This window comes from Psychrobacillus sp. L4, from assembly GCF_042944905.1.
Lineage (GTDB): Bacteria > Bacillota > Bacilli > Bacillales_A > Planococcaceae > Psychrobacillus.
Genome location: NZ_CP168496.1, coordinates 1902013 through 1926882 on the forward strand (window position 1 = coordinate 1902013; position 24870 = coordinate 1926882).

The window sequence follows — 24870 nt, forward strand, 5'->3', positions numbered from 1 at the left end:
AAAAATAAAACCCCATAGATAAGTCTCTACGGGGTGATTAGGAAAATTACATTTTACGCATCAACAAATAAACGTATGGAAGTGTATTTTTCTCCATAAGAAAATAAGCTTGCTCGTACATCCTTCTCCCATCCAGACTATACTGTCGGCTTTGGAATTGCACCAAATCCTACCTTAAAAAAGGCTCACGGGCTTAGAATTTCTTCATCACCGTCGATTGGGAATTTCACCCGACCCCGAAGGACTATTCATCTATAAAAAAATTATAGCACTTTAAGAGAAAATTTTCATGTATAAAAAATAAAACAGCTTATTTTCTCTTCTTAAAAGTAGGTACGGAAAAGGACAGACTATTGTCAGTCTGCCCATCTCCATTCTTTCATTATTCTTTTACCAGCTTAACCATGTAAGACATTGCTTCATTTAAGTCAACATGCTCGTGATACTCCCAAGTTTTGTAGTTCATCGCACCACCAGGTTTGATGTCGGCAAGTGTAAGACCAGTATTCTCTAATAACATTTTCAAGTCTTGAGGAGAATAACATCTTAAAGATTGGGTAACGTTTCCATCCCCATCACACCATGTATCAAGCATGCGGTAATTCATAAAATCAAAATCATACTTTCGATGTGTACTTTCTACCATCATCTCTTGACCTGCAACATTTGCCCAATACCAAGGAGTATAAATATCTATTAATATACAACCATCGGGTTTTAGCCAATTGCTCATTCGTTTTAATAGTTGGTGTTGATCTTGATCATCACCAATACCAAATCCATCTATATAGCAAATAACGTCAAAGGATTTATGAAGTTCGACCTCATAAAAGTCCCCCTCAATGATTTCAAGATCACCGACTAAATTATGTTCGCTTTTCAGCTTTTTCATATAGTCAATTCGAGATGCCACTAACTCTAACGCAGTAACGTCATATCCTTTTTTAGCAGCAGTTATCGCAAATTCTCCGCCCCCAGCACCTAATTCCAAAATGGACTGGAAAGGCTTAGAAGCCATATTCTCTATATTCGTCAATATTTCCTCATGCTCTTCGTTTGGGCCAGTTAAACCTTTATTATATAATTGAAATTGTTTGTTATAAAAATTCTTTACCCATTCCATACTGAACACTCCTTATTCAAGATTTTTATCATTCAATAAGGTCGATCAGGATGAATCAATTGTAAAGTAACATATAATGTCCTCCAATAACTTGAAGTTTAATAGATTATATCACAGATTATTAAGAAAATTACATATAACATTTTATACTATGAATAGGTTAATTTACGCTTTAGGAGGACACGCAATCATCAAGAGGGTTCTCTCTCTGCGCTCCGTCTATGGTGTTGAGTTGCTTGCTAGTTCCCTAAGAGTCGCCACCTTCCGCTTCAATCAGCGGTTTAAATAAGAAAGAAAATATGCTTCGTCGAAATAATGATCTGGCACTTTCCATTGTTTATCAATAGGGGAAGTGGACGTTGAGAAAAATAGGCAGTATCGATTAATAAAGAAGCAATGAGCATCCGAAATTGTATCTTCGGATGCTTTTAAACGAGTAGGAAAGGATTATATCTTTTATTATCTAAACTTAAAGCAACATCTCTACACAATCCAAGATGGCGATGGACATACCTCCGCCGCAAGATGACCGAAAAAAAAGGATCTGGAAGTGACATAGTTACTTCCAGATCCTCTTTAAAGTCCAGAGTAATAGTGTAGCCAAGGTTTAGTCCAAAAGCACTCGGGAATTGGTGAAGACTAGATGCTCAAAAGGAGATTGCACTTTTCATAACAATATAAGAATTAAGGAATAGAAATTTTTAGTATTATATTATCAACTTTATTTCAATAATTATTTATTGTTATTCAATAATTATTTATTGTTATTCAATAAATATAGCGTTACAATATTCATATAAATTAAAAATTGAGGTGCTTTTATGAAGCAAAGTACAACTACTTTTTTAAAGACGGCTATTTTTATTATTGGGATTATAGTTCTCAGCTTGTTTACATTTTTGTTACCGGGATTAGCAACTGATGCAGCGAAGATGAATCCAGAGTATGCTTATTTAAGATTTCCTGTTCTTATAGGTATGTATATTACTTCAATACCATTTTTTCTTGCTCTTTATCATGCATGGAAGCTATTAAATTATATCGAAAGTGAAAATGCTTTTTCAAAACTATCTGTAATGGCATTAAGACATATAAAGAACAATGCAATTTCAATAATTATCTTATACGTAATAGGGCTATTTTTGTTAGTGTCACAAAATGCTTTGCACCCTGGAATAGCAATTATTGGTGCGGTAATCATTTTCGCAACTCTAGTTATTTCAGTCTTTGCTGAGGTTCTTCAGGAATTGTTAAGAAGTGCACTAGAAATAAAATCAGAGAATGATTTGACAGTCTGAGGTGATGAAATGTCAATTATCGTTAATGTAGATGTCATGTTAGCTAAGAGAAAAATGAGCGTTACAGAACTTTCTGAATTAGTTGGAATTACGATGGCTAATCTTTCAATATTAAAAAACGGAAAAGCAAAAGCCATAAGGTTTTCAACTTTAGAGGCAATATGTAAGGCTTTGGACTGCCAACCCGGCGATATTCTAGAATACAGATGTGACGCCAATACTCAAGAATAATTTATAAACTGTACACTTCCCTAAAAAAATTCTGTCTAATTAGCTTCAAAAAAATTATAAGATTAAACAAGAATTTGCGTGAGCTTACTTATTAGGAGGAAATACTATGACATTGATATTAATTTTACTAATCGGTCCTCTTGGAGTGTTCTTACTATTATTTATTAAAAGGCCACTAGTAGAAATACTCGGAGAAAATAATAAACTAGTATTTAAGCTAAAAAATGCAATATGGTTTCAAAATCATTGGTTCTCTGGAATATTTCTATTCATCATGAATGCAGTACTATTTTTTTCAACAGTTCTTATGCTTTATATATTGGCTTATTTCTCAATTCCTTTTATTCATTTGCTTGTGATGATTTTTGCAGTGATTGGAAGTATCCTTTTATGGATAATTATTAATAAAGCATCGCTAAGTACAAAAAAGAACCGTTGGAAGATGGCAACTGTCGGAAGCAGTTTTTATATTATCTTGACTCTTATGTTCATTTATTGGTTAGTGACACTAAAACCTTCTTATCCAGATGAAGATACTTTTATGAAAGCAATTGGATTAGTTTTAGGTGTAATTGTTACGATGGTTGCGTTTATTTCATGTTTCGTTATTACAGGATATCCCAATAAGAAAGCAGGCAATTAAACAAAATATGAACTAGAACATGTTCTGTTTAAGGAATGTTCTTTAAAAATGGACATGTTGCGAGTAGCTCATCTGATATTGCGAATACGGCTGATAATATTGCGAGTAGTGGAAGAAACATTGCGCATATGCATGGAAATGTTGCGATTAACTCATCTGATATTGCGAATACGCCAGATTAGATTGTGAGTAGTGGAAGAAATGGTACGCATAATTTATAAAAAACGTCCCAAAAGTTGATTTTATCTTTTGAGACGTTTTCAAATCAGAGAGTAAACACTTACCATTCATTAATTCTTTCAATTGGGATGTTTAACTCCCGTATTTTTTGATCGATTCGAATTCGAATTTCCTCTGTTAAGAGACCATTTTTCTTAAGCTGCAATTCCTCTCCGTTTGGAAAGTTAAATACATAAAATGGCTGGACGTCGTCATTTTCTAAGTTATCAAAATATTGAATGCTATCTATGCTATCCCACGTATAGCTTTGTTTATCTTGGGAAAATGCATGACGAAATGTAATGGCTTCCCCCGATACTGATGCATACGCTAAAGATCCGCCATGTATAAGAATAATGCAACCACATGTACATAAAAAAGCGAGTACTATTGATAATTTATTCATATTCATTAGCCATAATGCAACAAATGCTAGGATTTGTAAGAGCATCGCAATTCCACATAGCACAAAGTTAATCTGAGGAATTTGTGTTATCCAAACGCCTCGTTCATAATACAAAGTCTCCGCAACAATAAGTGGTTCAAAGAAAATAACAAGCGGAGAAAATAAAAATAAACAGATGGCCAAGGCCATAAAAATATGTCTTCCTTCTGTTCTACGATACATGATAAATCCCCCTTCTCCTTGCCCAAACTAATAAAAAAAATACAAAAGGGATACTAATGACACATACGAGCATTCCACGTGAAAAATCCATCTGAAAGTTCCATAATTGCGTAGCAAGTTCCCCGTCTAAAATGCTAGGAATCTTAAAATACAGCATTGGTATAAAACTACTTACTTTTGGTATATGCATCATCGCTAAAATATTCGGAAAGAAAAAGCATAAAGACCCTACAAATAAGTTAATATATGGCTGGCGAAAAAGAAAATATCCTAAAGACGATCCAATAACAACGAACATTCCAATGATAAAAAAGCCACTTAGTATGAGAAGTATATACTGCCAAACCGGGATTGCAGTGTAGCCTTCCGTTGTATAAAATACGACAGGATAATGAAAACTTCCCTTCTCTAACAACATACTTGAAACACTGAAGCATACAAGAACCCCAACAAGTATCGAGCTCATAATCATTGTGATCATTATCCCTACTTTTGTATGAAACTTTTTCCAAAATGATAGCGGTAAGCTGTATAATATGCTTCGATGTTCCGCATCGAGAGCAAATAAATCACAGGAAATAAGTAAAACAACAAAGAAAAACAACAAACTACCATACACCTGCAAACTACTTGTCATCGCATTAACAGCTGTTAAATTATTCGTTTGAATGGGCATATTCGCCTCTTTTAGATAAGTGAATAAAGCTTGCTCCCTTAACAAATCCTCTTGATTGAATGCAAACAGTTTACTTGCTCCAGCAAAGCCATCTACTATTCCTTGAAACCGAAGTTCGTTCAACGAATATCCATTTTCCACGAATTCTTCCAATTTGTTCGAAGTTATATTAAACAATTGTCTAGCAATTAGCTGACGCTGATCTACTAGATTGTCATACGTTTTTAAATAAGCTTCATCTAATGCTAGATATTCAGAAGTAAAAGGCATTAATATGTTATCTACTGTCATCAATTCTTGTTTTTTGATTTCACGTAATTCAATCGATTCTTTTAATTGAAAGAAAAAGGGATACAACGTGAAAAATAAAAGACTTAAAAGGATTAATAGTAAATTGCGTTTATTTCGAATAAATAATAGAGTCTCAAAGCGCGTATAGCTCATCATGCTTCCACCTTTCCGCTTTTTTCTAGCAGTTTTTTTGGTAGAAATCGATTGAGTCGAAAAGTGGAGAAGATATACAGCGCGACTTCTGCAACTATGATGCTAGTAGCTAGGACTATAACGCCATCTAGAAACGTAATATAATTATTTTGATAAAAAACCGCTTTATCTCCCGTAATTACATTTCCCATATCAAAATAGGTATTAGGCAAAATGCTCACATCCACCATTTCTATAAAAAACGTATTTTGATACACTCTTTCGGAAAATAACAATGCAACACCTAAAAATAGTGTAATAAATTCATTTCTAAAAAGTAAGCTAAACACCATACATAATCGAATAAGGAAAAATGCAGCCAAAATCAATAAACAAAAGGATTGTACAAAGAACATAGCTGTTGAAATGACATCATATTCATCCCCAATGAAACGTGTTACTGGTAAATATAAACTACCCCATCCATTCCTAATAGCCATTACAACTAAACTACTGAGGATTATAAAGATCGTACTGCCAAAAGCAAAGATAAATACGATAAAGGATTTCATATTAACTTGTTGATAGAGAGAAACAGGCACACTATCCATAATTGTTTTGTGCTTTATATCTTTCGTAAAAATATCATTTGCATAGAGGATGGGGATTAATAATAGAAAATAAGGGAAGAGCTGTTGTATCCAAAGCCTCATTTGTTGAAAGCTTGTCAGTGCATATATTTCACTAAAGTTTATGTTGTTTGCTGCAGAAAGTGCTTCAAATTCGATCCTGGATTTATTATAATCATGAATTACCTGCTGAAAAGAATATTTAAAGTTTTTTAAATAATTCTCTGGTATTAAAACATCTCCATTTTGTGTGCCTTCCATAAATATTCTATAGTGATTTGCAGAACTCTCTATATAATTAGGGATATCTTTGTTTTGTAAAGCAGTCAAATTAAGCACCATATTTTCATAGAATTTTATGTTAAATTCCGAATATCTATTATTCTGCTCCTTTTCTTGCTTCACTAAGGCCTTATAAAATTCAGTCCATGAGTCAACATATACCTGTAATGACAATTGATGATTTTCATAAGTTTCCTCTTTAGTTGGAACAGTGTAAATCACGTAGAAAACGATAGTTAATACAAACAAAAGAAGAAAAAGCACATTTTTTTTATTTTGTATAAATTGCATGAATTCGAAACGGTACAATGCTTTTCTCATTGTTAAAAAGTCACTCGCCTTTCCTATAAAAGAGTTCGTAATATTCCGATGTACCAATGGGACCGATTGTTACTTCTTTTATAGAATTACTTAAACAGATTTCCATCCATTCAAAAATTTTTTCGTGAGCCGTATTATCAATAGGAATACACAGAAGGTTTTCTGCTTGAATACTCTTTTCTTTTGGATAAGTAATCATTTTCTGTATGGTTTCTAAATGTTTAAGAGGAGCAGAAATTTTAAAGAAAAGATCTGTATCTTCATTTAGTTTCAACTCATGAATAATGTGCGCATCCTGTAAATAAAGGACACGATCTGCATACAAGTCTAAGTTATTAAGTAAATGGGAGGCGATAAAGATAAGCTTCCCTCTCCCTTTCACCTCATTCAATATTTCTGAAATAAGCGCAACGTTGGACGGATCTAAACCGTTCATCACTTCATCTAATAACATCGTTTTCGTATCAGCTACTAAAACCATCGCAAAGCATAATCGTTGCCGCATCCCTAATGAATACGTTTTCACTTTCTTTTTTACATATGAAGCCATATGCAGTCGTTCAATAATAGTGTCTGTCTTATCAACTTCTGCATTCCACATACGTGCATAGAACTTGAGATGCTCATAGCCAGTCATATCATTAAATAAATCTGCTTGATCTGGTAAAAAAGCTATTTGCTTACGAATATAAATCTCATCTTTTGGAAAAGTATATTTTTTTTCAAATAAAACACTGCCTTTATTTGGTTGCAAAAAATTGATCATGACATGTAATAAGGTAGATTTACCTGTTCCGTTCGGTGCTACGACACCAATGATTTCACCAGCAATCCCATCAATCGAAACATTCTCTAACACCCTTTTATTCTTAAAGGAAACAGATACATTTTTTATTTCTAACATTTACTCACCTCTCCGACTCAAATAGTTTATTTTTTCAAATACGCCTCAATTTCTGGATATTCATCCTTCAGTAATAACTTAAAATAATCAAGCGTTTCATAATCAAAGCAATCCAAATAAGGGACAACTGTAAAGTAAAGCGTTATAACTTCTCCTTGCTTGACTTTACTTCGTGCATCGCCTTTAAAATGAAGGAAAAAATGATATTTATTACCTGATTTAATATCATTTTCAAAACGAAGGGTTGTTAGATTCGTTGTTTCATCATATTTAACTTGCATTACTTTATCTTGGATAGCTATCTTATCGCCGATTTCATAGCCACCATAGTCCTGTACATACGAGCGATTTTCTTCATCAAATAGTAGATCATCTAGTTCCCAAAATGTCATTGGGTGCTTTTCGCCTACTTTGTTTTTATGATTAGCTGATACACGTACAAACTTATACTCCTCATCTCCAATAATTTCCTGACTACCACGGCTGATACTTGTTGGTTTATCTACACATGCCCAAGCGCTATTAACAAATACACTTTCTGTTTTAAAATCCTGCTGAACGATAAAAAACAGAACAAGAGCTACTACAATCGTTAACGGCATTATAATGACCATTGGTACAAATGCACTTTTCCAAGAGGAATGAATTGGAGTCTGAATTTTTTTACGCAGTGACTCAACGAATTCTTTGTCAGGTTCTAAATCTGGACGATCTGCTAAGGTTTTTAACCAATTAGGATCTTTTTCATCTTGCATACAGGTCCACTCCAATCTCTAGTTTTCTATCCTTCTTCATTTTTGCAATCGCTCGGTGATAATCCACTCGTACCTTTAACTCAGTGCATCCTAAAATGTCCGCCGTTTCTTTATTACTGAATTCTTTTAGACCTTTTAAAATAACTAGGCTACGGTAATGCGGTTTTAAAGAGAGTAGTGCCTCTTGCAATAAAGCCCAATCCTCCTGCCTCAGCACTCGCTGTTCTGCAGTGTCCCCACTAAGCTCGCTCTTTTTTTCTAACTTGCTAGGAAGTAGCCGTCTTAACATCTGTTTCCTATGATTATCGACAGCTGTATTGCGAGCAATGGATAAAATCCACGTTTTTTGCTTCGTTTCATCCTTCAATTGTGAAAAGTTTCTCATCACTTTAATAAATGTTTCTTGCGTAATATCCTCTGCTTCCTGCTTATTGTTTGTATAATACAACGCAAAATGATAGACATCCCGGTAATAATGGTTGTATAGCTCTTCTATGTATCTATTTGTTCGATCCAACATTTCACCCCATTTATTGGCGTTTGTAATAAGTCGTTTGAGAATTAAACCTGTTTCAAAAAAAAGAAGTATATTCAAAAGAAATTTGAATATACCCATAAGTTCCTTATTAAGTTAATTATACCATTCTAGTAATTTTCAATTTGAATTTTCTAAAAATAATTAGAAATGAATAGATATTTAAGGTAAAATAAACAGAAGATTACATTTGGTTTTATTTAAATTTGTAGAAAGAAGGTTTTTGAAATAAATATTTGCTTTATAGGTGGTGGAAACCATCTTAACAACGAACTGAAAGAGGTTATTCATCAATTATCTAATTATCTGACGACTGAAAACAAAGTATTAATCATTCCATTTGCAACAGAAGTATCTAAATATGAAGGTTGGTATAAGACTATTGAGCAAACTTTCAACTTAATAGGAAACAAAAATGTGGAACTACTCCAGTTTGAAACGGATGCTCAAGACATGGTTAGGAAAATTAATGCACACGATGTACTTTACTTTATTGGAGGAAGACCAGATTTGTTAATGCAAAGATTACACGAAAAAAATCTAATACCTGTAATTAAGCAGTTTCAAGGTTTGATAATTGGTTATAGCGCAGGTGCGTTAGTTTTATCTAATGATTGTATTATTTCAAAAGATGAGGATTATCCCAAAACCAATGTAATAATAGGGATAGGATTGGTTGATTTTAGTATAGAAGTACATTACGAAACGAGCATAGATGAAGAAATAATAGGATTATCTAATAAAAGGGAGATATACGCCATTCCGAATGGTTCAGCAATTTTTTGGAATGGTATAAAAATAATTTGTATAAACGAAATATATCACTTCAGTAATTTAAGTAAAGAAAAGATTACTCTCTAATAATCTTCATAATTGCATAGTCTAAGTATTTCTAGTTTAAAATGTCATGTATGTTGATTAACCACTTTTTCACATAAAATACTTGTAAGAAAAGCGCAAAAGTCTCCATTTCCACCTGTACGTTTTCGGTTCGCTTTGGACGGAATGATCACCACATCATAACCGTTGAATAGGCATGGTTGGTATTCTTGTTGCGGATATTTGTCCATCAGCTCCCTACAACGTTCAAGAGAAATATACTTTTTTGGAAAATGAGAGAATAGCTAACGTTCTATGGAGGCTGCAAGTTCCCGAAGATACAAATGGGTCTGTATTAGATACTAACTCAACACTAAAGGTAGGTGCGCTAATCCCTCCTTCAAATACATAAGCTTTAATAGTAGTAATTTATACTCAGGTTTTAAATATTGGCTGTTTCCATAAACAGTGTTGTTTATTGTAAGATATATGAATATTCTAAATAGATGTTCTCTATTGTTTAACGAAACCTAAAAGCGATTACAACGTAACTATAATAGACGTGATAGGAGGGATACAAATGGCACATTGTACTAACTGCAATTATAAATGGAAAGCCAAAGAAATTTGGTCGCTTGGATTTTCAAAAAAGGGAAAAGACTGTTCTAATTGTGGAGATAAACAATATATTTCATACGAAACCCAAGGAATACTTACATTGTATTATCTAAGTATAGTGTTTATTGTGATTTTCCCATTCCTCATCAAATTAAGTGATAAGGATGAGTCTGCAGGGAAGTAAAAATGGAATTAGATAAGACTGTTTTCGTAAACTTTGTTGTTATTATATGAAATTTACTGGAGGTATCTTAAATGAGAAAAATTATGTTTTTGGTTTTAGCATTGGCTTTTATGTCCGTTATTCTCTTAGGCTGCCAATCCGAAGATAGCACTACAATAGAAGCAGATCAGACTAATTCTAAGCAACAGTCAGAAGAAAACGAAAAATTGAAGATTGATGGAGTAATCTCAACAGTCAGCATTTCAAAATCAAAAGGTGGCAATCCAATTATTTTTGATGATGACAATGCAATTGAAAATTTCAAGAGTATAATCTCTAGTGCTGTAAAGGTAAATGGAATCGTAAATATGACTAATCCAGATTTTTATATGGATATTGCCTATGAAAATGAAGAAAAACAAAGTTTTCAACTATGGTTGGGTGGGACGTTTGAAGAAAGCACCTTAATGAAAACGGATGATACACACACCATTTATGTTCTACCTGAAGAATCGACAAACAAGATAATTGATTTAATGGAATAGCAATTGTAACCAAGACCTCAATTTGTGGTCTTTTCAAATACTAATTTTTTGCCAAATTCAAGCTGTCTAATTATCTCTTAGTAACGACTTGAAACTTACCATCCAGCCTTTTAAAAGATATTTACCATTTCGTTTTACAGATGTACTTCCGCTTTAATTTAACATTTTCATGTACTAACCTTCCAACAATGGTATGTAAGGTATCTCGATACCATCAACAATAGCAACTTTAAAACCCTTACCTGTTGCATAAATCTTTGTTCCAACAGGCAACTTATTTGCTGTACCATTATTAAAGTTAAATGCTGTTTCTTTTTGCTTTGTTATTACCCCAACTTGTTCACCTAGCTTATATTCGGATTCTGTAACCCATTCAATATCTTGGGCATTGGCATATACAATATCTTCTAGAAGAAAAATATCTGCATCTCTATTTTTAAGCATATCTTTTGGTGTTGGATTTCCAGTTATCATTCCATTGGAACAACCTGATAATAGTAATAAAAGCAAAGAAACAAAGAATAAAACACGACCTATTCCTACTTGATAGTTCCTTTGTTTAGGCAAAAACATGGAATAGCCCACTTCCTTTTATTTGTATAAGTAACTATTTTATATGAAACGTATTAAGACCTTCTTGAAGAGGCACCTTTATATTTGAAAAAAGAGAAGTATCCCTAGCAAAGAAACCGTACAGATAAGGAATCCGATGATTAATGCCTAATGCATTAAAACTTATAAGTGGTTACGCTTCCCTCTTCTCATTGATTTAAATAGAGCTCCAATTCTTTAGATAGCATATCGAGCGCTATTCTTTTAAGAGAATACTTTGCATCGATAATCTCCACTAACTTAGCTGCTCTCAATATTTTAAGATGATGATGAATGGTGGATTTACCGATATTTAATTTTTCGGTAATATCCTGCAATGTACGGTCGTGTTCATATAGTAATTTTACGATTCTTAGACGTACCTCATCCCCCAATGCTTTGTGCTTAAGAACTAAAAAATTATTCGGTGTGTACTGATCATTTGGTGTAATACTTTCATTTGAAATTGGATAATAAAAAACCTTTGTCCCTTCAATATCTGCCTCTATGTTCCACGGGCGATAGATGTATTGGGGGATTAACAAAACGTTATGAACACTAGGTTCTGGTAAATACGATACGCCCCCTGTAGCCCATTCAACCAATTCTTCTGGAGGCATTTTATCTAACATCTTTTTCTTCATTTCATAATCTGTTTTCAAGATAGTTTGAAGATGATATGAATCTTTCTCAATAATCGCTTCATACCAAAAGTTCATCACATTTATAAGGTGTTCTTTCAAGCGTTTTCCATTCGCTTGACAAATGAATTCAATATAGTTTGGAAAGAATGAATGATCACTTGTTAGCTTCATCATTTCCTTCATGGCCGATTCTTCGCCTAATGAAGCTCTCCGCCTTATTTCTTGGTATTTGCTTCCGATAAACGGCAAACAAATAAATGTTAATTCTGTCATTGGTAGTGTCTGAATATATGAAGTAAATTCCCCTAAATCATGGAAGTCTCTTTTATGGAGTAACTGTAGCAATGCCTTCCATGTATTTTTAATGGAAACAAAGTCTAATTCCGCTAGTAGTCCAACCGGTAAGGACTCTTTTAATTCCTCCCAATAATCTGCTGGTTTTTCTAACGTTTTAATAATAGGAGTATTAGTAATAGCTGCTATCCCCAGTGCACACTCCCACAATACCGATTGTGTAACATGAACTTGATACGTTTCTCTCTTTCTACTTGAATGATTTAATACATCCATTTCATCACCCCTAAAAATTCTATGTATTTAGAATATACTATTCAAATATTTTAGAATCAATAGATAAATTTTATAACATGAAAAACTGTAGACGAATTCGTATTAATACGATTGTATACAGTTTCCCCAAAACGGTTTTTCATTTCCTTATTCAACTATAACTCAATCCTTTTTTCCGTTAAAAATGACGCTTTCCGTGTTCCGGAAAAGCGCCCTATTGTTGAATAATATTTTATTTGTATAAAGCGATTAATATGTTCAAGTACCACTCAAAAGGTTGAACCTGAAAAGCAAGCATCATTTTTACAGTTCTGCGAACACTTTTTCCAGCTTTTGCCCCATATTTGTCCACCCATATTTAGCTCCCACAATTGCTCCCTCGCGAGCTTTTGTTGCTTCACTAAATCCAGTTTGATCGAGATGTAAATGGATAGTCTCATCTGCACCTTTACTCAAAGTCCATGTAACAGTAGTAGTTTCTCCGGCACTGACCCAAGTGTAAGATAATTTATGAGGCTCGTCCACCTCAAGTACTTCACCATCTACAATGCCATCCCACCATTCGGAAGGCTCTGCACGAAACTGAAATTTATACCCAACAATTGGTTTAAAATTATTATCCCATATCCATTTCGCTAGCATATCCAAATCTGTTAAAGAACTCCACACCTGCTCTATTGAACTTGTAAATTGAAAATCTAAAGATACATCTGGTTTCATTTTTTTTCCTCCAATAAAAGATTTAATTTAACAATTCTTTCTTTCCAGAATCCTTCGTAAAAAGATACCCAATCTTGAATTTCTTTCAACGGAGTGGCATTCAACCGATACCTTGTTTCTCTACCAACCCTTCGAGCAATTACGAGATCAGCATCTTTAAGGATAGACAAATGCTTAGAAACTGCTGTACGGCCCATTTGAAAATGAACCATTAGTTCATGTAAGGGTAATTCTTCAACATCTGTCAGCATTCGAAGTAATTTTCTCCTTGTTGGATCGGCAACAGCGTCATAAACATCTCTCACGTGACCTTTTTCGTTCAAAATCCCCCCCACCTTTTTATAAATATTTCCTGTTATGACACCGATTATACTTCATAACAACCTAATAAGACACCTTTTGTTGTCTCATTGATTATAGGACACCAAATGGTGTCGTGTCAAGTTCCTTTACTATTCCATTATTGGGTGCTTTAAGACACTTTTAACTAAGATTTTAAAACACCTATAGGTGGATGACGGTACAATCAATCGTCATTATTGTGAAATGGTTGTCTTAACAGAACTAAGGGAACATGTTTGGGCTCGTGATGTTTTCCATCGTGGGCAGCAGACAGTACAGAAATTTTAGTGAATATTCATTTTCAAAGAATACATGGAATCAGACGAAGGGAATAAGAGGTTATCAATTAGTTTATCATTCGAAGACTATATGAAAGAGAGAAACAGTAGCCTTACTGAAAGTTTAAAGTGGTTATCTGCCAATTCCAATAAGTTAGATGGAGTTTTTTCTTGAAAAAGGATCACTAAAACTTTCTTAACGTTGTTATAAACGGGTAATCGTCTGGAAAATAGGCATAGCGTTGTAAATCTCTATTTTCCGGACCGTACCCCTATATGAACAAAATAGAAACTAAACCAAATTTAATTGGGGTCAAATAAATCTACTAGAAGTAGTGACACTGCACCAATTAATGTAGCATCGTCACCAAGTCTAGTTATCCTTATTTCAGTTTGTTTTGCCTGTGGTGTTAATGTACACATGTCAATTGTTTTAAGTATTTCCGGTAAGATAAATTTCTCTGACTTAGTAACTCCTCCTCCGAGAACGATTCTTTGAGGATTAATAATATGGATTAAATTCGTTAAACCTATGCCGATAATTCTTCCAGTTTCCTTTAATATTGCCGAAAACTCTTCATTGCCTCTCTCAGCAAATTCATAGATTTTTTCTCCATTTAAATGGGGAAACTCATCATGATTTTGTGACATTCTCTTAGTTACTCTCCTTGCAATGGCGGGACCAGTTATAAATGTTTGCAAACACCCACGATTGCCACATTCACAAATTTCACCATGAAGATCAATCGTCATATGCCCCACTTCTCCAGCAATATCATGTGCACCATGATATAATTTTCCATTAACAACAAGTCCAGCGCCTACGCCGTGACCTATATTCACAGCCAACATACTATCTAACTTACCATGATCCCCAAACCAAGATTCTCCTAAAGCCATCGCACGTGCATCATTCTCTACTTTAACAGTTAGATCAAATTCCTTTTCAAGTTCTTCTTTAATCGGAATGTTCGTCAGACCTAATATAGGAGCAATTAGAGATGTACCTTTTTCTACGTCCACCACACCGTGCATAGCAACACCTATACCGATGACATCTTTTGAATCTGAAGAAGTAGCTTCTAGTACATTACGTATGCATGCCTTTAAAGTATCTAAGAATTGGTCGTTGGTTATTGGTATTGTCAACATACTGGAATTCCGTTGCATAATATTTCCTGACAAATCGGTTAAGACACACTCGATCATTTCCGGTCCAGCGTCAATGCCAATAATAGAAAATCCTTGATTGTTGATTAGGAGCAATGTTGGCTTGCGACCTCCTTGTGATTCCCCAAGCACACTTTCTTTTACAAGACCTTGCTCGATTAACTCTTTAACAATACTACTAACTGTTGGTGGAGTTAATTTAGTATCCTTTGCGATTTGTGCCCTAGAGATCGGCGCGTCCGTTCGTATTTTATTCAATATGATGGATTTATTAACTGATTTCATCCATTGGAATGTGCCTTGACGCATAATAGAGCCCCCCTTTAAAAAATTAATAAGTAGAAAAGGGACATCCCTACCCTGATAATAGTATAAATTTTGACAAAATCAAACCAGTTAAAAGTAAAAAACAAACTAAATTATTTCCATCTTTCAGTTCAGTCTTTCTTTAGCTCTTGCTATGTCACTAATTTCCTTCATCGAATATACGGATAACTTAAATTTAAACTCAAACGCTTCAAATTTACAGCGATACTTTTCCAATTGATTTTGACCACAAGAATTTGATCCTAATCCATTTTGTTTATGATCTAGCTGCAACACAATATAATTTCTTTTTTGTAAATCGATGGTGTGCTTTGCTCGCTCTATATCAGTCACTTCGTAATAGGATGCCCCGAAATCGAAAGTAGAATTATAACCGACTGCCATAAAACCAATTCCATGACGATTAACTAAACTTGTCCAGTTGGTGTCTGTATGATTACCATTTTCTTGTGGATGTACATAATTTGTAAACATTTCGTCTACCTGTTTCGTATATACGCCTGTTAAGTTTGCTTGTTTAGAATCACTATAGGATTCACCCGGTCCTTTTCCATACCAACGAACATTATCGCAACTTTCATTTAATCGCATTTCTACACCAATTCTTGGAATCATATTTGGAGCATTTTCTATCATTCCGTCTGGTGAGCCTTTCACTTCCAATAGAATATCCCCATTTGAATAAATACGATATTCATAACTACAACGATAATACCAAGAAGAATTAGTTGTTCCGTTGATGGTTTTTACCGTAATTAATACATACTTCTCTGTTTGTTTATACGCTACGGAGTCAACCATTTCGTGCCAAAGATGCATAAAGTATTTTTCTTTATAATCTTTTAATAGATACATATCGTTATCGATAGGTGCTCGCCAAAAGTTCAACTTAGGTCCTTTTTCGACTATGCTAACCCCATCTTTTTTCCACGAAGTCATCTGCCCTTTCACCATATCAAAAGTTATCTCAACCTCTTCACAGGTGATTTGAAGTTTATTATGAGTTTCTTTGACTTGAAGCATTCCTTTTGGAGATATGATAAGTGCTTCTGTCTTAATTGGCAACAAAAATTGTGCCGTTGCTAATATTAATCCTGTCTTGCCCCAGCTAAAGTCTCTGTTCGTGAAATAAGATATCGTTAAATAATATTCTGTTCCCATTTCTTTTGTAAAAGATAAATCATAGGCTAATGAAATGCTTTTTGTTGACCTAGCAGGGATTCCTGTTAAATCAACACTTGCTGTTTGTAACGGGATTCCATCATTTTCAATTGTATAACATAATGTTAAATGATCTAGGTTGATAAAATCATATTTGTTTTCCACTTGTATTTCACCATTTGCTAGATCTACTACATGTGTATGAACAGGTTCAATAATTTTCTTATACTCGATTAGTGCAGGAGAAGGAGTTCTGTCTGGCATGAGTAAGCCATCGATACAAAAGTTTCCATTTGTCGGATCATCTCCAAAATCCCCACCATAACGATAATATACATTTCCATGTTCATCGGTCGTTTCAATACCATGGTCATACCATTCCCAGATGAACCCACCTTGTAAATGTTCATGCTTATAAAAAAGTTCTTGGTATTCTTTTAGACCACCAGGCCCATTCCCCATCGCATGGCCGTATTCACAAAGAATATGAGGCTTCACTGTCGTATCAATAATCTCTTGCATTGTTTTCCTACCATTTGGTTGGTTCTCTAACCATGTATACATAGTCGAATAAACATCTGTTACTTCTGCTTTAGAATCCCCCTCATAATGAACAAGACGACTAGGATCTAGTTCTTTACAAACTGCAGCCATCTTCCTAAAGTTATGACCAAACCCTGATTCATTCCCTAATGACCACATAATAATCGATGGATGATTTTTATCTCTTTCAATCATACGAATGAGTCGATCAACGTGTACTTTCTCCCATGCAGGATCATCCGTAATCCAGTTATAATTATTGGTTAGTTCGAACCCATGACACTCGATATCTGCTTCATCGATTACATACATGCCATATTGATCACAAAGCTCATACAAAAAAGGAGAGTTTGGATAATGCGAGGTACGAATTGCATTAATATTATGCTGTTTCATTAAATGAATATCTTTAATGATATCCTCTTTCGATACAACTCTTCCTGTAGCTGGATGATAATCGTGACGGTTAACTCCCTTGAATTTGATCGCAACGCCATTTACTGTAAATGTTTTGCCTTGCAGTTCAATATGACGAAACCCAACATATTGTGGGATTACCTCAATAATATCCGCACCATTTTTAACTGTTAATAGCAATGTGTATAGATTTGGATCTTCTGCACTCCAAAGTTTTGGCTTATGGATTTCTTCAGTAAATGTAAATTGGTATGACAGTTTTAATTCTCCAGAAATTACTGTTTCAAGCTTGCTGTCTAATAATTCATAAGAAAGCGTGAGACCCTCTGTGTATCTGCGGACATTCCCTGCTATAGTTAAAACACCATTTGTATATGTATCTTTTAAAATCGTAGTTACCTTAAAATCATCCATACCAGCTCTTGGTTGCGTGTACAAGTCAACATCTCTAAAAATACCACTAAGCCACCACATATCTTGATCTTCTAAATAAGTACCATCAGACCATTGATACACACGCACTGTGACGTCATTTTCTCCCGAGGTTACATAAGAGGTAACATCAAATTCCGTCGTCATCCTAGCTCCTTTACTGTAACCAACCTCACGGCCATTAATCCATAGATGAAAAGCTGAATCTACTCCATGAAAACGCATAATAACGTCTTCTTCCAACCAATTCTCTCCAAGTGTAAATGTGCGCTTATAAATTCCGGTTGGATTATCAGATGGAACATAGGGCGGTCGGATAGGGAAGTTATACCAAAGGTCGGAGTAATGCATATTACCGTATCCTTCGATTTGCCAGTTACTAGGGACACTTATATTATCCCAATTACTCACATCAAAATTTGCTAATACAAAATCTTCTGGTGAATATTCTGGTGCTTCCAAAAATAAAAACTTCCAGCTTCCATTCAAACTTTTTAAATTATGTGTATAGGTTGGTTCATTTAAAAGTGCCGATTCTTTACTTGGATAAGAATAAAAAGTAGATCTAGCCTGCATTCTATTTATATCTGTAATTGAAATATCTTCCCAGACTTTATATTTCCTCATGATGATTCTCCTTTAAACAATTTTTCTTAATTCAAATCAGCCTCATTCTTTAACTGATCCTCCCAAAATACCAGCAATAAAGTTCCTTTGGAATATTAAAAATAGTATTAAAATTGGAATGACTGAAAGCGTTGTCCCCAACATCAATTGTCCATAGTCAATTCGTGCCAGACCGATTAAACTAGATAAAGCTACAGGAAGTGTGAACATTTCTTTCGAGTTTAAAGTAATTAATGGCCATAGTAAACTATTCCACTGGGACATAAAGATAAATATGGATACTGCTGCTAATGCTGGTTTCATCGTTGGCATCACAATCTTAAAAAAGATTTTAAATTCTCCCGCTCCATCAATTCGAGCGGCTTCTAAGATTGAATCTGGAATAGAAATCATATTTTGTCTCATTAAAAATATGGCAAATGGAGAAGCAAGAGATGGTAAGATAATTGCTTGATACGTATTAAGCCAATCTAACCAAACCATAATTTCAAACAATGGTATGAGAGTTACTTGAAAAGGGATCATAAGTGTGCAAAGAATGACGAAAAACAATGGTTTGCTTCCTTTAAACTTAAATTTAGCAAAGGCATACCCTGCCATTGTACAAAAAAGTACACTTAAAATGGTTGAAACTATAGCGATAAACAAAGAGTTCCACATCACCTTTGCAAGATTTAATGACTCATTTAAGGTTTTAGCGTTTTCAACCAAATGTTTACCAGGTAATAAGTTTGGAGGTACACTTAATAATTTACCAGAAGGAAGTGTGGAACCAACAAGCATCCAATAAAACGGGAAAATAGATATTACTACACCAAGCGTTAATAAGGTATAGATCATTATTTTCCTCATTAAATTTCTATTATATTTCATTCAGAATCACCCACTATCTTCATTTGTACCCAAGAAATTACCGCGATAATTATAACTAATACATAAGCCATCGCAGAAGCATATCCAAAGTTAAAATTCTTAAAACCAGTTTCATATAAATAAAGAGTTATAGTCATCGTCGCATTATTAGGTCCTCCGCCTGTAAGTATATATGCCTCATCGAATAGCTGGAGTGTTCCTATTGTAGACATGACGACTGTAAAGATGAATACGGGTTTTAGTTGGGGTAACGTTATATAGAAAAACTGTTTAATTGGTCCTGCACCATCAATTTCTGAAGCCTCATAAAGATCAGGAGAGATAGTTTGTAAACCTGCCAAAAATATAACCATATTGTATCCTGTCCATCTCCAGGTCATAACAGCAATAATAGACATTTTTGCCCAAAACGGATGACTTAACCAATTTATAGGGTCAATTCCTGCTAGAGATAAGACATAATTGGCTAATCCATAATTATCATCTAAAATTACCATAAAGACAATTGATGCTGCAACAAGAGCTGTAATTGCCGGTAAGAAGAAAACTGTTCTAAAAAAACCTTTAAAGCGTAGTAATGCGGAGTTTAGTCCAACAGCTATTACTACTGCTATACTAAGCATTATTGGTACTTGAATAATTAATATTTGAAATGTATTATTAAGAGATTTATAAAAAATTGGGTCTCGTAACAACTTTGTATAATTCGCCATTCCTACAAAATACTTTTCACTCCCCTTCATACTCTGGAAGCTTAAAATAAATGAGGAAATAACCGGATACAATGTAAATATAACAAGCAATATGACCGAGGGAGCCAAGAAATAGTAAGGTGCTGTTTTAGGAGTAATGTATAACTTTTTCGTCTTTTCTTTTCTTTCACTACTTGTTAGGCTTGTTCTCATTTCTTTCATCTTGTAATCACCCCTATTTGGATAAAGAACAGGAAGAAGAAAGATAATCTTCTTCCCCATAATTTTAATTTTATAAACTGTTATTCAGTTATTTCTTTTTTCAGTTGTTTCTCCGCATTTTCTAATGCTTTTTCGACGGGAGTGCCCTCTAATAATATCTCAGCTTGTGTGTTTGCCATTATTTTAGAAGCTTGTGAATTGTACTTAGTTGCTGTTACTTTTGGAACATCATCAACAATGTCTGCAATTTTTTTGAAAATTGGTTGATTGCTAAAATATTTGTTTTCACTTGTAAAAATAGGTGAATTAAAAGTACTTTTCAACGATGGGAATAACCCAAACTTTTCAAAGCCAAGCAATTGAGTATCTACATCTGTAGTAAAGAATTCTGTAAATGCGTAAGCAGCATTCTTATTTTTAGAATAAGAAGAAACTAGTAGCGAAGATCCTCCCACGTTTGCATATCTCGTACTTCCTTCACTAAACTCCGGTAGATAGAAAATATCCCATTTCCCTTCTAAATCAGGTGCTTGGTCCATTATTGTACCTGAATACCATGCTCCATAAGGAATTGTAGCAACATCCCCGTTTACAGTTGCAGTTACAATTCCGTTCCAACCACTATTATTTAAAATTAGTTCATTTTCATAAAACTTTTTAATAATTTTCATTGATCTCACAGCTTCTGTTGAAGTTAACTCAATCTTATTATTCTCATCAAGATATGATTTCCCTTGCTGTTGCATCATCATGGAAAAGACACCATCGTAGTTAGCGATATCAATTGGAAGCATTTTAACCCCTAGCTTCTTCTTCATCTGAATACCCGCCTCAAGGAAATCATCCCAAGTGACAATATTCTCGGCATTTATTCCAGCTTTCTCAAATAGGTCAACTCGATAAAAGAACACCGCTGGGCCTATATCCCATGGAGCAGCAACAAGATGATCATCATGCGTTACACTTGCTAACTTTGATTCACTAAATAAACTTTTATGTTCGTCATATCCCATTTGCGATAAATTTAAAAAGCCATCCGGAAATTGATTTACATAACCTGGAATCCTTTCATCTTCCATTAAAACCACATCGGGCATACCAGAACCCTTTGAAACTAGGCCAACAGTTAACTTTTCGTATAAGTCCCCACTACCAAAATCCTCTACCACGACATCAACGTCTGGATACTTTTCGTGAAACTTATCGATAGACAATTTTAATGTATCTGCAGCAACATCCCAAGCCCATACAGTAATCTTACCTGATGCCTCTCCTGAATCGTTTGTTGGTCCGCTCGTTGTTATTTTTGCATCATTGGAACAACCAGATACTATAACAACTAGCATAAGCACACATAAAAGCAACTTTTTCATAAAATAATCCCCCTAGAATTTTTAAATATCTATCGTTACTTTTCCAGTTTTCTTTAAGTACAATCTCCAAGTTAAGCACCATTTCTCAGGGTTTTCGAACCAATCTTCATCAACGATGCGATGAATTGTACTATTGTGTGGTGCACTTTTTACCTTTTCAGGATCTGTGTATGCTTCGTTTGCAATATACGTTAAGGAAGATATATATTCATCTAAATCTTGTTTTGAGTATGATTCTGTCGGTTCCAGTGTAAATGGTTCTGGAACAACATATGGATGATGACTCGTCCAATATTGGTGGCCGAAGTCTGCCATTCTACGCGATATATCATCAGTTGTTACGCCTGTTTCCTTCGTTAACTGCTCCCAGCTATAGCGTACTTGCTCCAAACGTTGCCCTTCAATATAGGGAGAACTTGCACCTTTAATTTTCAATATTTGAGCGTATAAGTAATTATTATTGAGAACCGCAATTTCTGCGACATCTCGTAAACCTTTCGCACCTAGCCCTCGAATCCATGCATATGCTCTAAGTACGTTTTGTGGTACTCCATGGAACGAACGAACTTGCCCAATACTGTTAGATAAGTTATAGTTTAATCGGTACTTTTCTCCATCAAACTCAACTAAAGGAGCTGGTAAAAAGGGCTTTAACTTTTCTATTACTCCAAGTGCACCCGCTGCTGGTCCTCCAGAAGCATGTGGTGTTGAAAAGGTTTTATGAAGGTTAAAGAAACACATATCAAACCCTGCTTCTTTCGCCCTTGCTATACCTAATAATCCATTAGCATTTGCCTGATCGTAATAGCAAATGCCACCTACATCATGAACAATCTGAGTAAATTCTTTTATTTTCGGATTAAAAATTCCAGTATCTTCTGGATTAGCTACTACAAAACCCGCTGTTCTTTTCGAAACAACCTTTTTAAGTTTTTCTATATCCGGAAACCCGTTTTCATCTGGATACAGTGTAATAATTTTATATCCTTTAACCGCCGCTGTTGCTGCTTGTGATGGATGGGAGAAAATCGTTGTAATAATTTCATCCCGCTGATCAGCTTCCCCATTCGATTCGTGATATTTCCTTACAATAGATGCCATTGCAAAAAGCGCTTGGGTTCCAGAGCCCGGTTGAAAGCTAAAGCAATCCATCCCTGATATTTCTCTCATATACATATCTAAATTATGCGTAACTTCCAACATTCCTTGCACAGTTTCATCGTCTTGAAGCGGGTGTAATTCAGTCATTTTCGGTGAAGAAGCAAAAACTTCATTTATAATAGGTGAGTACTTCACTGTACAGGTTCCTTGACCAATTTCAACATTGACTCCCGCACCTAATGTTTCTTGTGAGAGACGTAAATAGTGCCGTAACACTCTATTTTGTGATATTTCTGGTAAGTTTGCTTTGTCTGTTCTTCTCATTCCTTCTGGAATAATGGAAAGACCATCACCTATTAAATCGACAATTTCTTGTTCCACGGAAGGAAGGATTACCCCTCTTTCACCCTCTTGATGCAATTCAAAAATTATGGGCTCATCCCACTTTGCTTGATGGAACTTTCTTACTTTGTGTTCTCTGCTTATTTGTTTCAACATGACCACTCATTTCATTAAGATTTGTATTTTCTGCTAAACTTAAAGTCTATCGCTACACTTAAATAGAATCCCGAATCGCGCTAACCAGTTTATCAATATCTTCTTTTGAGTGGACCTCTGTCACACAGTAAAGAGCACTTTGTCCTAGTTCTTGGAAGCTTTCTGATAAATCAATTCCACCAAAAATTCCTTTTTCACGTAATTTTTGATTGATTTCCTTTACAGTTTTACCTGTTTTATTAAAATCAACGACAAACTCCTTAAAGTTACTATTACCAAAGTGTGATGCTGTAATTCCTTCTACTCTCTTTAACGCACGAATGGCATATTGGGAACGTTGCGTAATCGATTGACCTAACTCATACATTCCATTTGGACCCATTAGAGCTAAGTAAACTCCGGCAGTCAATCCCCACATGGAAGTTTGTGTACCAACCGATTCTTTCCCATTCTCTCTCTTTGCAAAGGATGTACGTTCATAAAGAACATCACCAAAGCCATATTCTCCTTCTTCCGTTGTTGGTGCAATACCAAATAATCTAGAAGGATATTCTTCTACGTATTCCTTTTCGTCCCTAGTAGCGATAAAACCAGACAAGCCTCCTCCATAGCTCATGTGTATACCTAATGGTTGCAGCTCCCCACAGACAATATCTGCCCCGTAACGTGCCGGTGGTTGTAACACACCTAAAGAAGAAGGGTCAACGCCTACAATTGTAATAGCCTGTTGACTTTTAGCGATTTCACTTATTTCCTTACCAGCGGTTTCTATGAATCCTAGATAACTAGGGTTTTCGAAGTAAATGGCAGCTGTCTTTGTTGATATCTTTTTCTTTAGATCTTCCAAATCTAATTGTCCTGTTTCTTCACAATAATCAACTAGAATACAAGTTACTTGTGGAGAACAGTAGTTTTTTATGACATTTAATCTATCAGGAGATATTGTTTTAGGAATTAACACCTCTGAACGGTTTTTTATACGAGCAGCCATACGTATTGATGTAGCCGCAGCTTGTGCCCAGTCAAATGTTGGAACGTTCACGACATCCATATCTACTAATTCAGCCATTAAACTTTGATACTCAAACAGCGCTTGATATCTTCCATGATCTTCGTATGGATCTCCCGCATATGCAGTAACAAATTCCGCTCTACTATTAACTTCATCACAAACAGCTGGTATAAAATGTTCCCAACAACCACCACCTAAAAAGCTTAGCACTTCATCTGTACTTACATTCTTATTGATCGTTTTACGAACATTTCTGCGAAGGTCAAATTCAGTTAGGGCTTCCGGAATATCTAAGTCTTTTTTATATCGCAGCTCATCTGGAATTCCTATAAATAAGTCTTCTATAGTCTCAACCCCGATAATATTCAACATTTCTTCTTTTACTGCTGGAACTGTATTTGGGATATAAGGATGTACATTATTTGTTTTTGTCTTTACCATTTCTTTCGCTCCTTTAGTTGATAA

General features: G+C 34.8%; 25 protein-coding genes, 1 pseudogene and 1 riboswitch. Of the genes and pseudogenes, 8 read left to right on the forward strand and 18 right to left on the reverse strand.

Going from position 1 to position 24870, the window contains the following annotated elements; genetic code table 11:
- Positions 1 to 116 precede the first annotated feature (116 nt).
- Positions 117 to 248: riboswitch (FMN riboswitch) on the reverse strand.
- 134 nt (positions 249 to 382) lie between these two features.
- On the reverse strand, positions 383 to 1123 hold the full coding sequence (locus tag ACEPXG_RS09060; RefSeq protein ID WP_391209557.1) for an SAM-dependent methyltransferase: 741 nt from the start codon (positions 1121 to 1123) through the stop codon (positions 383 to 385).
- Positions 1124 to 1944: 821 nt separating this feature from the next.
- Between ACEPXG_RS09060 and ACEPXG_RS09065 the strand changes: the two genes are divergently transcribed.
- The 4 genes from ACEPXG_RS09065 to ACEPXG_RS09080 all read left to right on the forward strand — a co-directional run bounded on the left by ACEPXG_RS09065 (position 1945) and on the right by ACEPXG_RS09080 (position 3477).
- Positions 1945 to 2421 (forward strand): DUF2975 domain-containing protein, encoded by a 477-nt coding sequence (locus ACEPXG_RS09065; RefSeq protein WP_391209559.1) that lies wholly within the window; start codon positions 1945 to 1947, stop codon positions 2419 to 2421.
- Between the two features lie 9 nt (positions 2422 to 2430).
- Complete coding sequence (locus ACEPXG_RS09070) at positions 2431 to 2652, forward strand: helix-turn-helix domain-containing protein (protein WP_391209561.1); 222 nt, start codon at positions 2431 to 2433, stop codon at positions 2650 to 2652.
- Positions 2653 to 2758: 106 nt separating this feature from the next.
- On the forward strand, positions 2759 to 3295 hold the full coding sequence (locus tag ACEPXG_RS09075; protein WP_391209563.1) for a hypothetical protein: 537 nt from the start codon (positions 2759 to 2761) through the stop codon (positions 3293 to 3295).
- A 35-nt stretch (positions 3296 to 3330) separates the two neighbouring features.
- Positions 3331 to 3477 (forward strand): hypothetical protein, encoded by a 147-nt coding sequence (locus ACEPXG_RS09080; protein ID WP_391209564.1) that lies wholly within the window; start codon positions 3331 to 3333, stop codon positions 3475 to 3477.
- A 98-nt stretch (positions 3478 to 3575) separates the two neighbouring features.
- Here ACEPXG_RS09080 and ACEPXG_RS09085 read toward each other — a convergent pair whose 3' ends face one another.
- From ACEPXG_RS09085 to ACEPXG_RS09110, 6 genes are read right to left on the reverse strand one after another with little or no spacing between them, the layout of a single operon-like run.
- Positions 3576 to 4142 (reverse strand): hypothetical protein, encoded by a 567-nt coding sequence (locus ACEPXG_RS09085; protein WP_391209566.1) that lies wholly within the window; start codon positions 4140 to 4142, stop codon positions 3576 to 3578.
- Positions 4132 to 5265, reverse strand: a complete 1134-nt coding sequence (locus tag ACEPXG_RS09090; protein ID WP_391209568.1) for a hypothetical protein — start codon at positions 5263 to 5265, stop codon at positions 4132 to 4134. The genes ACEPXG_RS09085 and ACEPXG_RS09090 overlap by 11 nt, the downstream gene beginning before the upstream one ends.
- The gene (locus ACEPXG_RS09095; RefSeq protein ID WP_391209570.1) at positions 5262 to 6473 is read right to left on the reverse strand and encodes a hypothetical protein; all 1212 of its coding nucleotides are present in this window, start codon (positions 6471 to 6473) and stop codon (positions 5262 to 5264) included. Before ACEPXG_RS09095 ends, ACEPXG_RS09090 begins: the two co-directional genes overlap by 4 nt.
- Before the next feature lie 10 nt (positions 6474 to 6483).
- The gene (locus ACEPXG_RS09100; protein ID WP_391209572.1) at positions 6484 to 7377 is read right to left on the reverse strand and encodes an ABC transporter ATP-binding protein; all 894 of its coding nucleotides are present in this window, start codon (positions 7375 to 7377) and stop codon (positions 6484 to 6486) included.
- 26 nt (positions 7378 to 7403) lie between these two features.
- On the reverse strand, positions 7404 to 8132 hold the full coding sequence (locus ACEPXG_RS09105; RefSeq protein ID WP_391209573.1) for a hypothetical protein: 729 nt from the start codon (positions 8130 to 8132) through the stop codon (positions 7404 to 7406).
- The gene (locus tag ACEPXG_RS09110) at positions 8122 to 8748 is read right to left on the reverse strand and encodes an RNA polymerase sigma factor (protein ID WP_391209576.1); all 627 of its coding nucleotides are present in this window, start codon (positions 8746 to 8748) and stop codon (positions 8122 to 8124) included. The genes ACEPXG_RS09105 and ACEPXG_RS09110 overlap by 11 nt, the downstream gene beginning before the upstream one ends.
- Positions 8749 to 8952: 204 nt before the next feature.
- Here ACEPXG_RS09110 and ACEPXG_RS09115 point away from each other — a divergent pair, with 204 nt between their 5' ends.
- The 3 genes from ACEPXG_RS09115 (at position 8953) to ACEPXG_RS09125 (ending at position 10812) form a co-directional block, all read left to right on the forward strand.
- Complete coding sequence (locus ACEPXG_RS09115; RefSeq protein ID WP_391209856.1) at positions 8953 to 9528, forward strand: Type 1 glutamine amidotransferase-like domain-containing protein; 576 nt, start codon at positions 8953 to 8955, stop codon at positions 9526 to 9528.
- Positions 9529 to 10066: 538 nt separating this feature from the next.
- Positions 10067 to 10288 (forward strand): hypothetical protein, encoded by a 222-nt coding sequence (locus ACEPXG_RS09120; RefSeq protein WP_391209578.1) that lies wholly within the window; start codon positions 10067 to 10069, stop codon positions 10286 to 10288.
- Between the two features lie 71 nt (positions 10289 to 10359).
- The gene (locus ACEPXG_RS09125; protein WP_391209580.1) at positions 10360 to 10812 is read left to right on the forward strand and encodes a hypothetical protein; all 453 of its coding nucleotides are present in this window, start codon (positions 10360 to 10362) and stop codon (positions 10810 to 10812) included.
- 174 nt (positions 10813 to 10986) lie between these two features.
- Here the strand turns inward: ACEPXG_RS09125 and ACEPXG_RS09130 are convergent, their stop codons facing one another.
- From ACEPXG_RS09130 to ACEPXG_RS09145, 4 genes are all read right to left on the reverse strand, one after another.
- Positions 10987 to 11385 (reverse strand): hypothetical protein, encoded by a 399-nt coding sequence (locus tag ACEPXG_RS09130; protein WP_391209581.1) that lies wholly within the window; start codon positions 11383 to 11385, stop codon positions 10987 to 10989.
- Positions 11386 to 11573: 188 nt separating this feature from the next.
- Positions 11574 to 12617, reverse strand: a complete 1044-nt coding sequence (locus ACEPXG_RS09135) for an ArsR/SmtB family transcription factor (protein ID WP_391209584.1) — start codon at positions 12615 to 12617, stop codon at positions 11574 to 11576.
- A 303-nt stretch (positions 12618 to 12920) separates the two neighbouring features.
- The gene (locus ACEPXG_RS09140; RefSeq protein ID WP_391209586.1) at positions 12921 to 13337 is read right to left on the reverse strand and encodes an SRPBCC family protein; all 417 of its coding nucleotides are present in this window, start codon (positions 13335 to 13337) and stop codon (positions 12921 to 12923) included.
- Complete coding sequence (locus ACEPXG_RS09145) at positions 13334 to 13660, reverse strand: ArsR/SmtB family transcription factor (protein ID WP_391209589.1); 327 nt, start codon at positions 13658 to 13660, stop codon at positions 13334 to 13336. Before ACEPXG_RS09145 ends, ACEPXG_RS09140 begins: the two co-directional genes overlap by 4 nt.
- A gap of 190 nt (positions 13661 to 13850) precedes the next feature.
- Between ACEPXG_RS09145 and ACEPXG_RS09150 the strand changes: the two are divergent.
- A pseudogene (locus tag ACEPXG_RS09150) lies at positions 13851 to 14154 on the forward strand (Tn3 family transposase); the annotation flags it as partial.
- 106 nt (positions 14155 to 14260) lie between these two features.
- On the opposite strand, the gene ACEPXG_RS09155 reads toward ACEPXG_RS09150, so the two are convergent.
- From ACEPXG_RS09155 to gcvPA, 7 genes are all read right to left on the reverse strand, one after another.
- Positions 14261 to 15436 (reverse strand): ROK family transcriptional regulator, encoded by a 1176-nt coding sequence (locus ACEPXG_RS09155; RefSeq protein WP_391209591.1) that lies wholly within the window; start codon positions 15434 to 15436, stop codon positions 14261 to 14263.
- Between the two features lie 123 nt (positions 15437 to 15559).
- Positions 15560 to 18634 carry a beta-galactosidase subunit alpha gene (gene ebgA, locus ACEPXG_RS09160; protein WP_391209593.1) on the reverse strand — a complete coding sequence of 1025 codons (3075 nt, stop codon included), beginning with the start codon at positions 18632 to 18634 and terminating at the stop codon, positions 15560 to 15562.
- A gap of 42 nt (positions 18635 to 18676) precedes the next feature.
- A complete protein-coding gene (locus ACEPXG_RS09165) occupies positions 18677 to 19474 on the reverse strand; it encodes a carbohydrate ABC transporter permease (RefSeq protein WP_391209595.1) in 798 nt (265 codons plus the stop codon).
- A gap of 29 nt (positions 19475 to 19503) precedes the next feature.
- Positions 19504 to 20421: a carbohydrate ABC transporter permease gene (locus tag ACEPXG_RS09170; protein WP_391209597.1), complete on the reverse strand. Its 918-nt coding sequence runs from the start codon at positions 20419 to 20421 to the stop codon at positions 19504 to 19506.
- 80 nt (positions 20422 to 20501) lie between these two features.
- Positions 20502 to 21794 (reverse strand): ABC transporter substrate-binding protein, encoded by a 1293-nt coding sequence (locus tag ACEPXG_RS09175; RefSeq protein ID WP_391209599.1) that lies wholly within the window; start codon positions 21792 to 21794, stop codon positions 20502 to 20504.
- A 21-nt stretch (positions 21795 to 21815) separates the two neighbouring features.
- Entirely contained in the window at positions 21816 to 23393 is a 1578-nt protein-coding gene (gcvPB, locus tag ACEPXG_RS09180; protein WP_391209601.1) for an aminomethyl-transferring glycine dehydrogenase subunit GcvPB, read from the reverse strand.
- A 58-nt stretch (positions 23394 to 23451) separates the two neighbouring features.
- Complete coding sequence (gcvPA, locus tag ACEPXG_RS09185) at positions 23452 to 24846, reverse strand: aminomethyl-transferring glycine dehydrogenase subunit GcvPA (protein WP_391209603.1); 1395 nt, start codon at positions 24844 to 24846, stop codon at positions 23452 to 23454.
- Between the last annotated feature and the right edge of the window lie 24 nt (positions 24847 to 24870).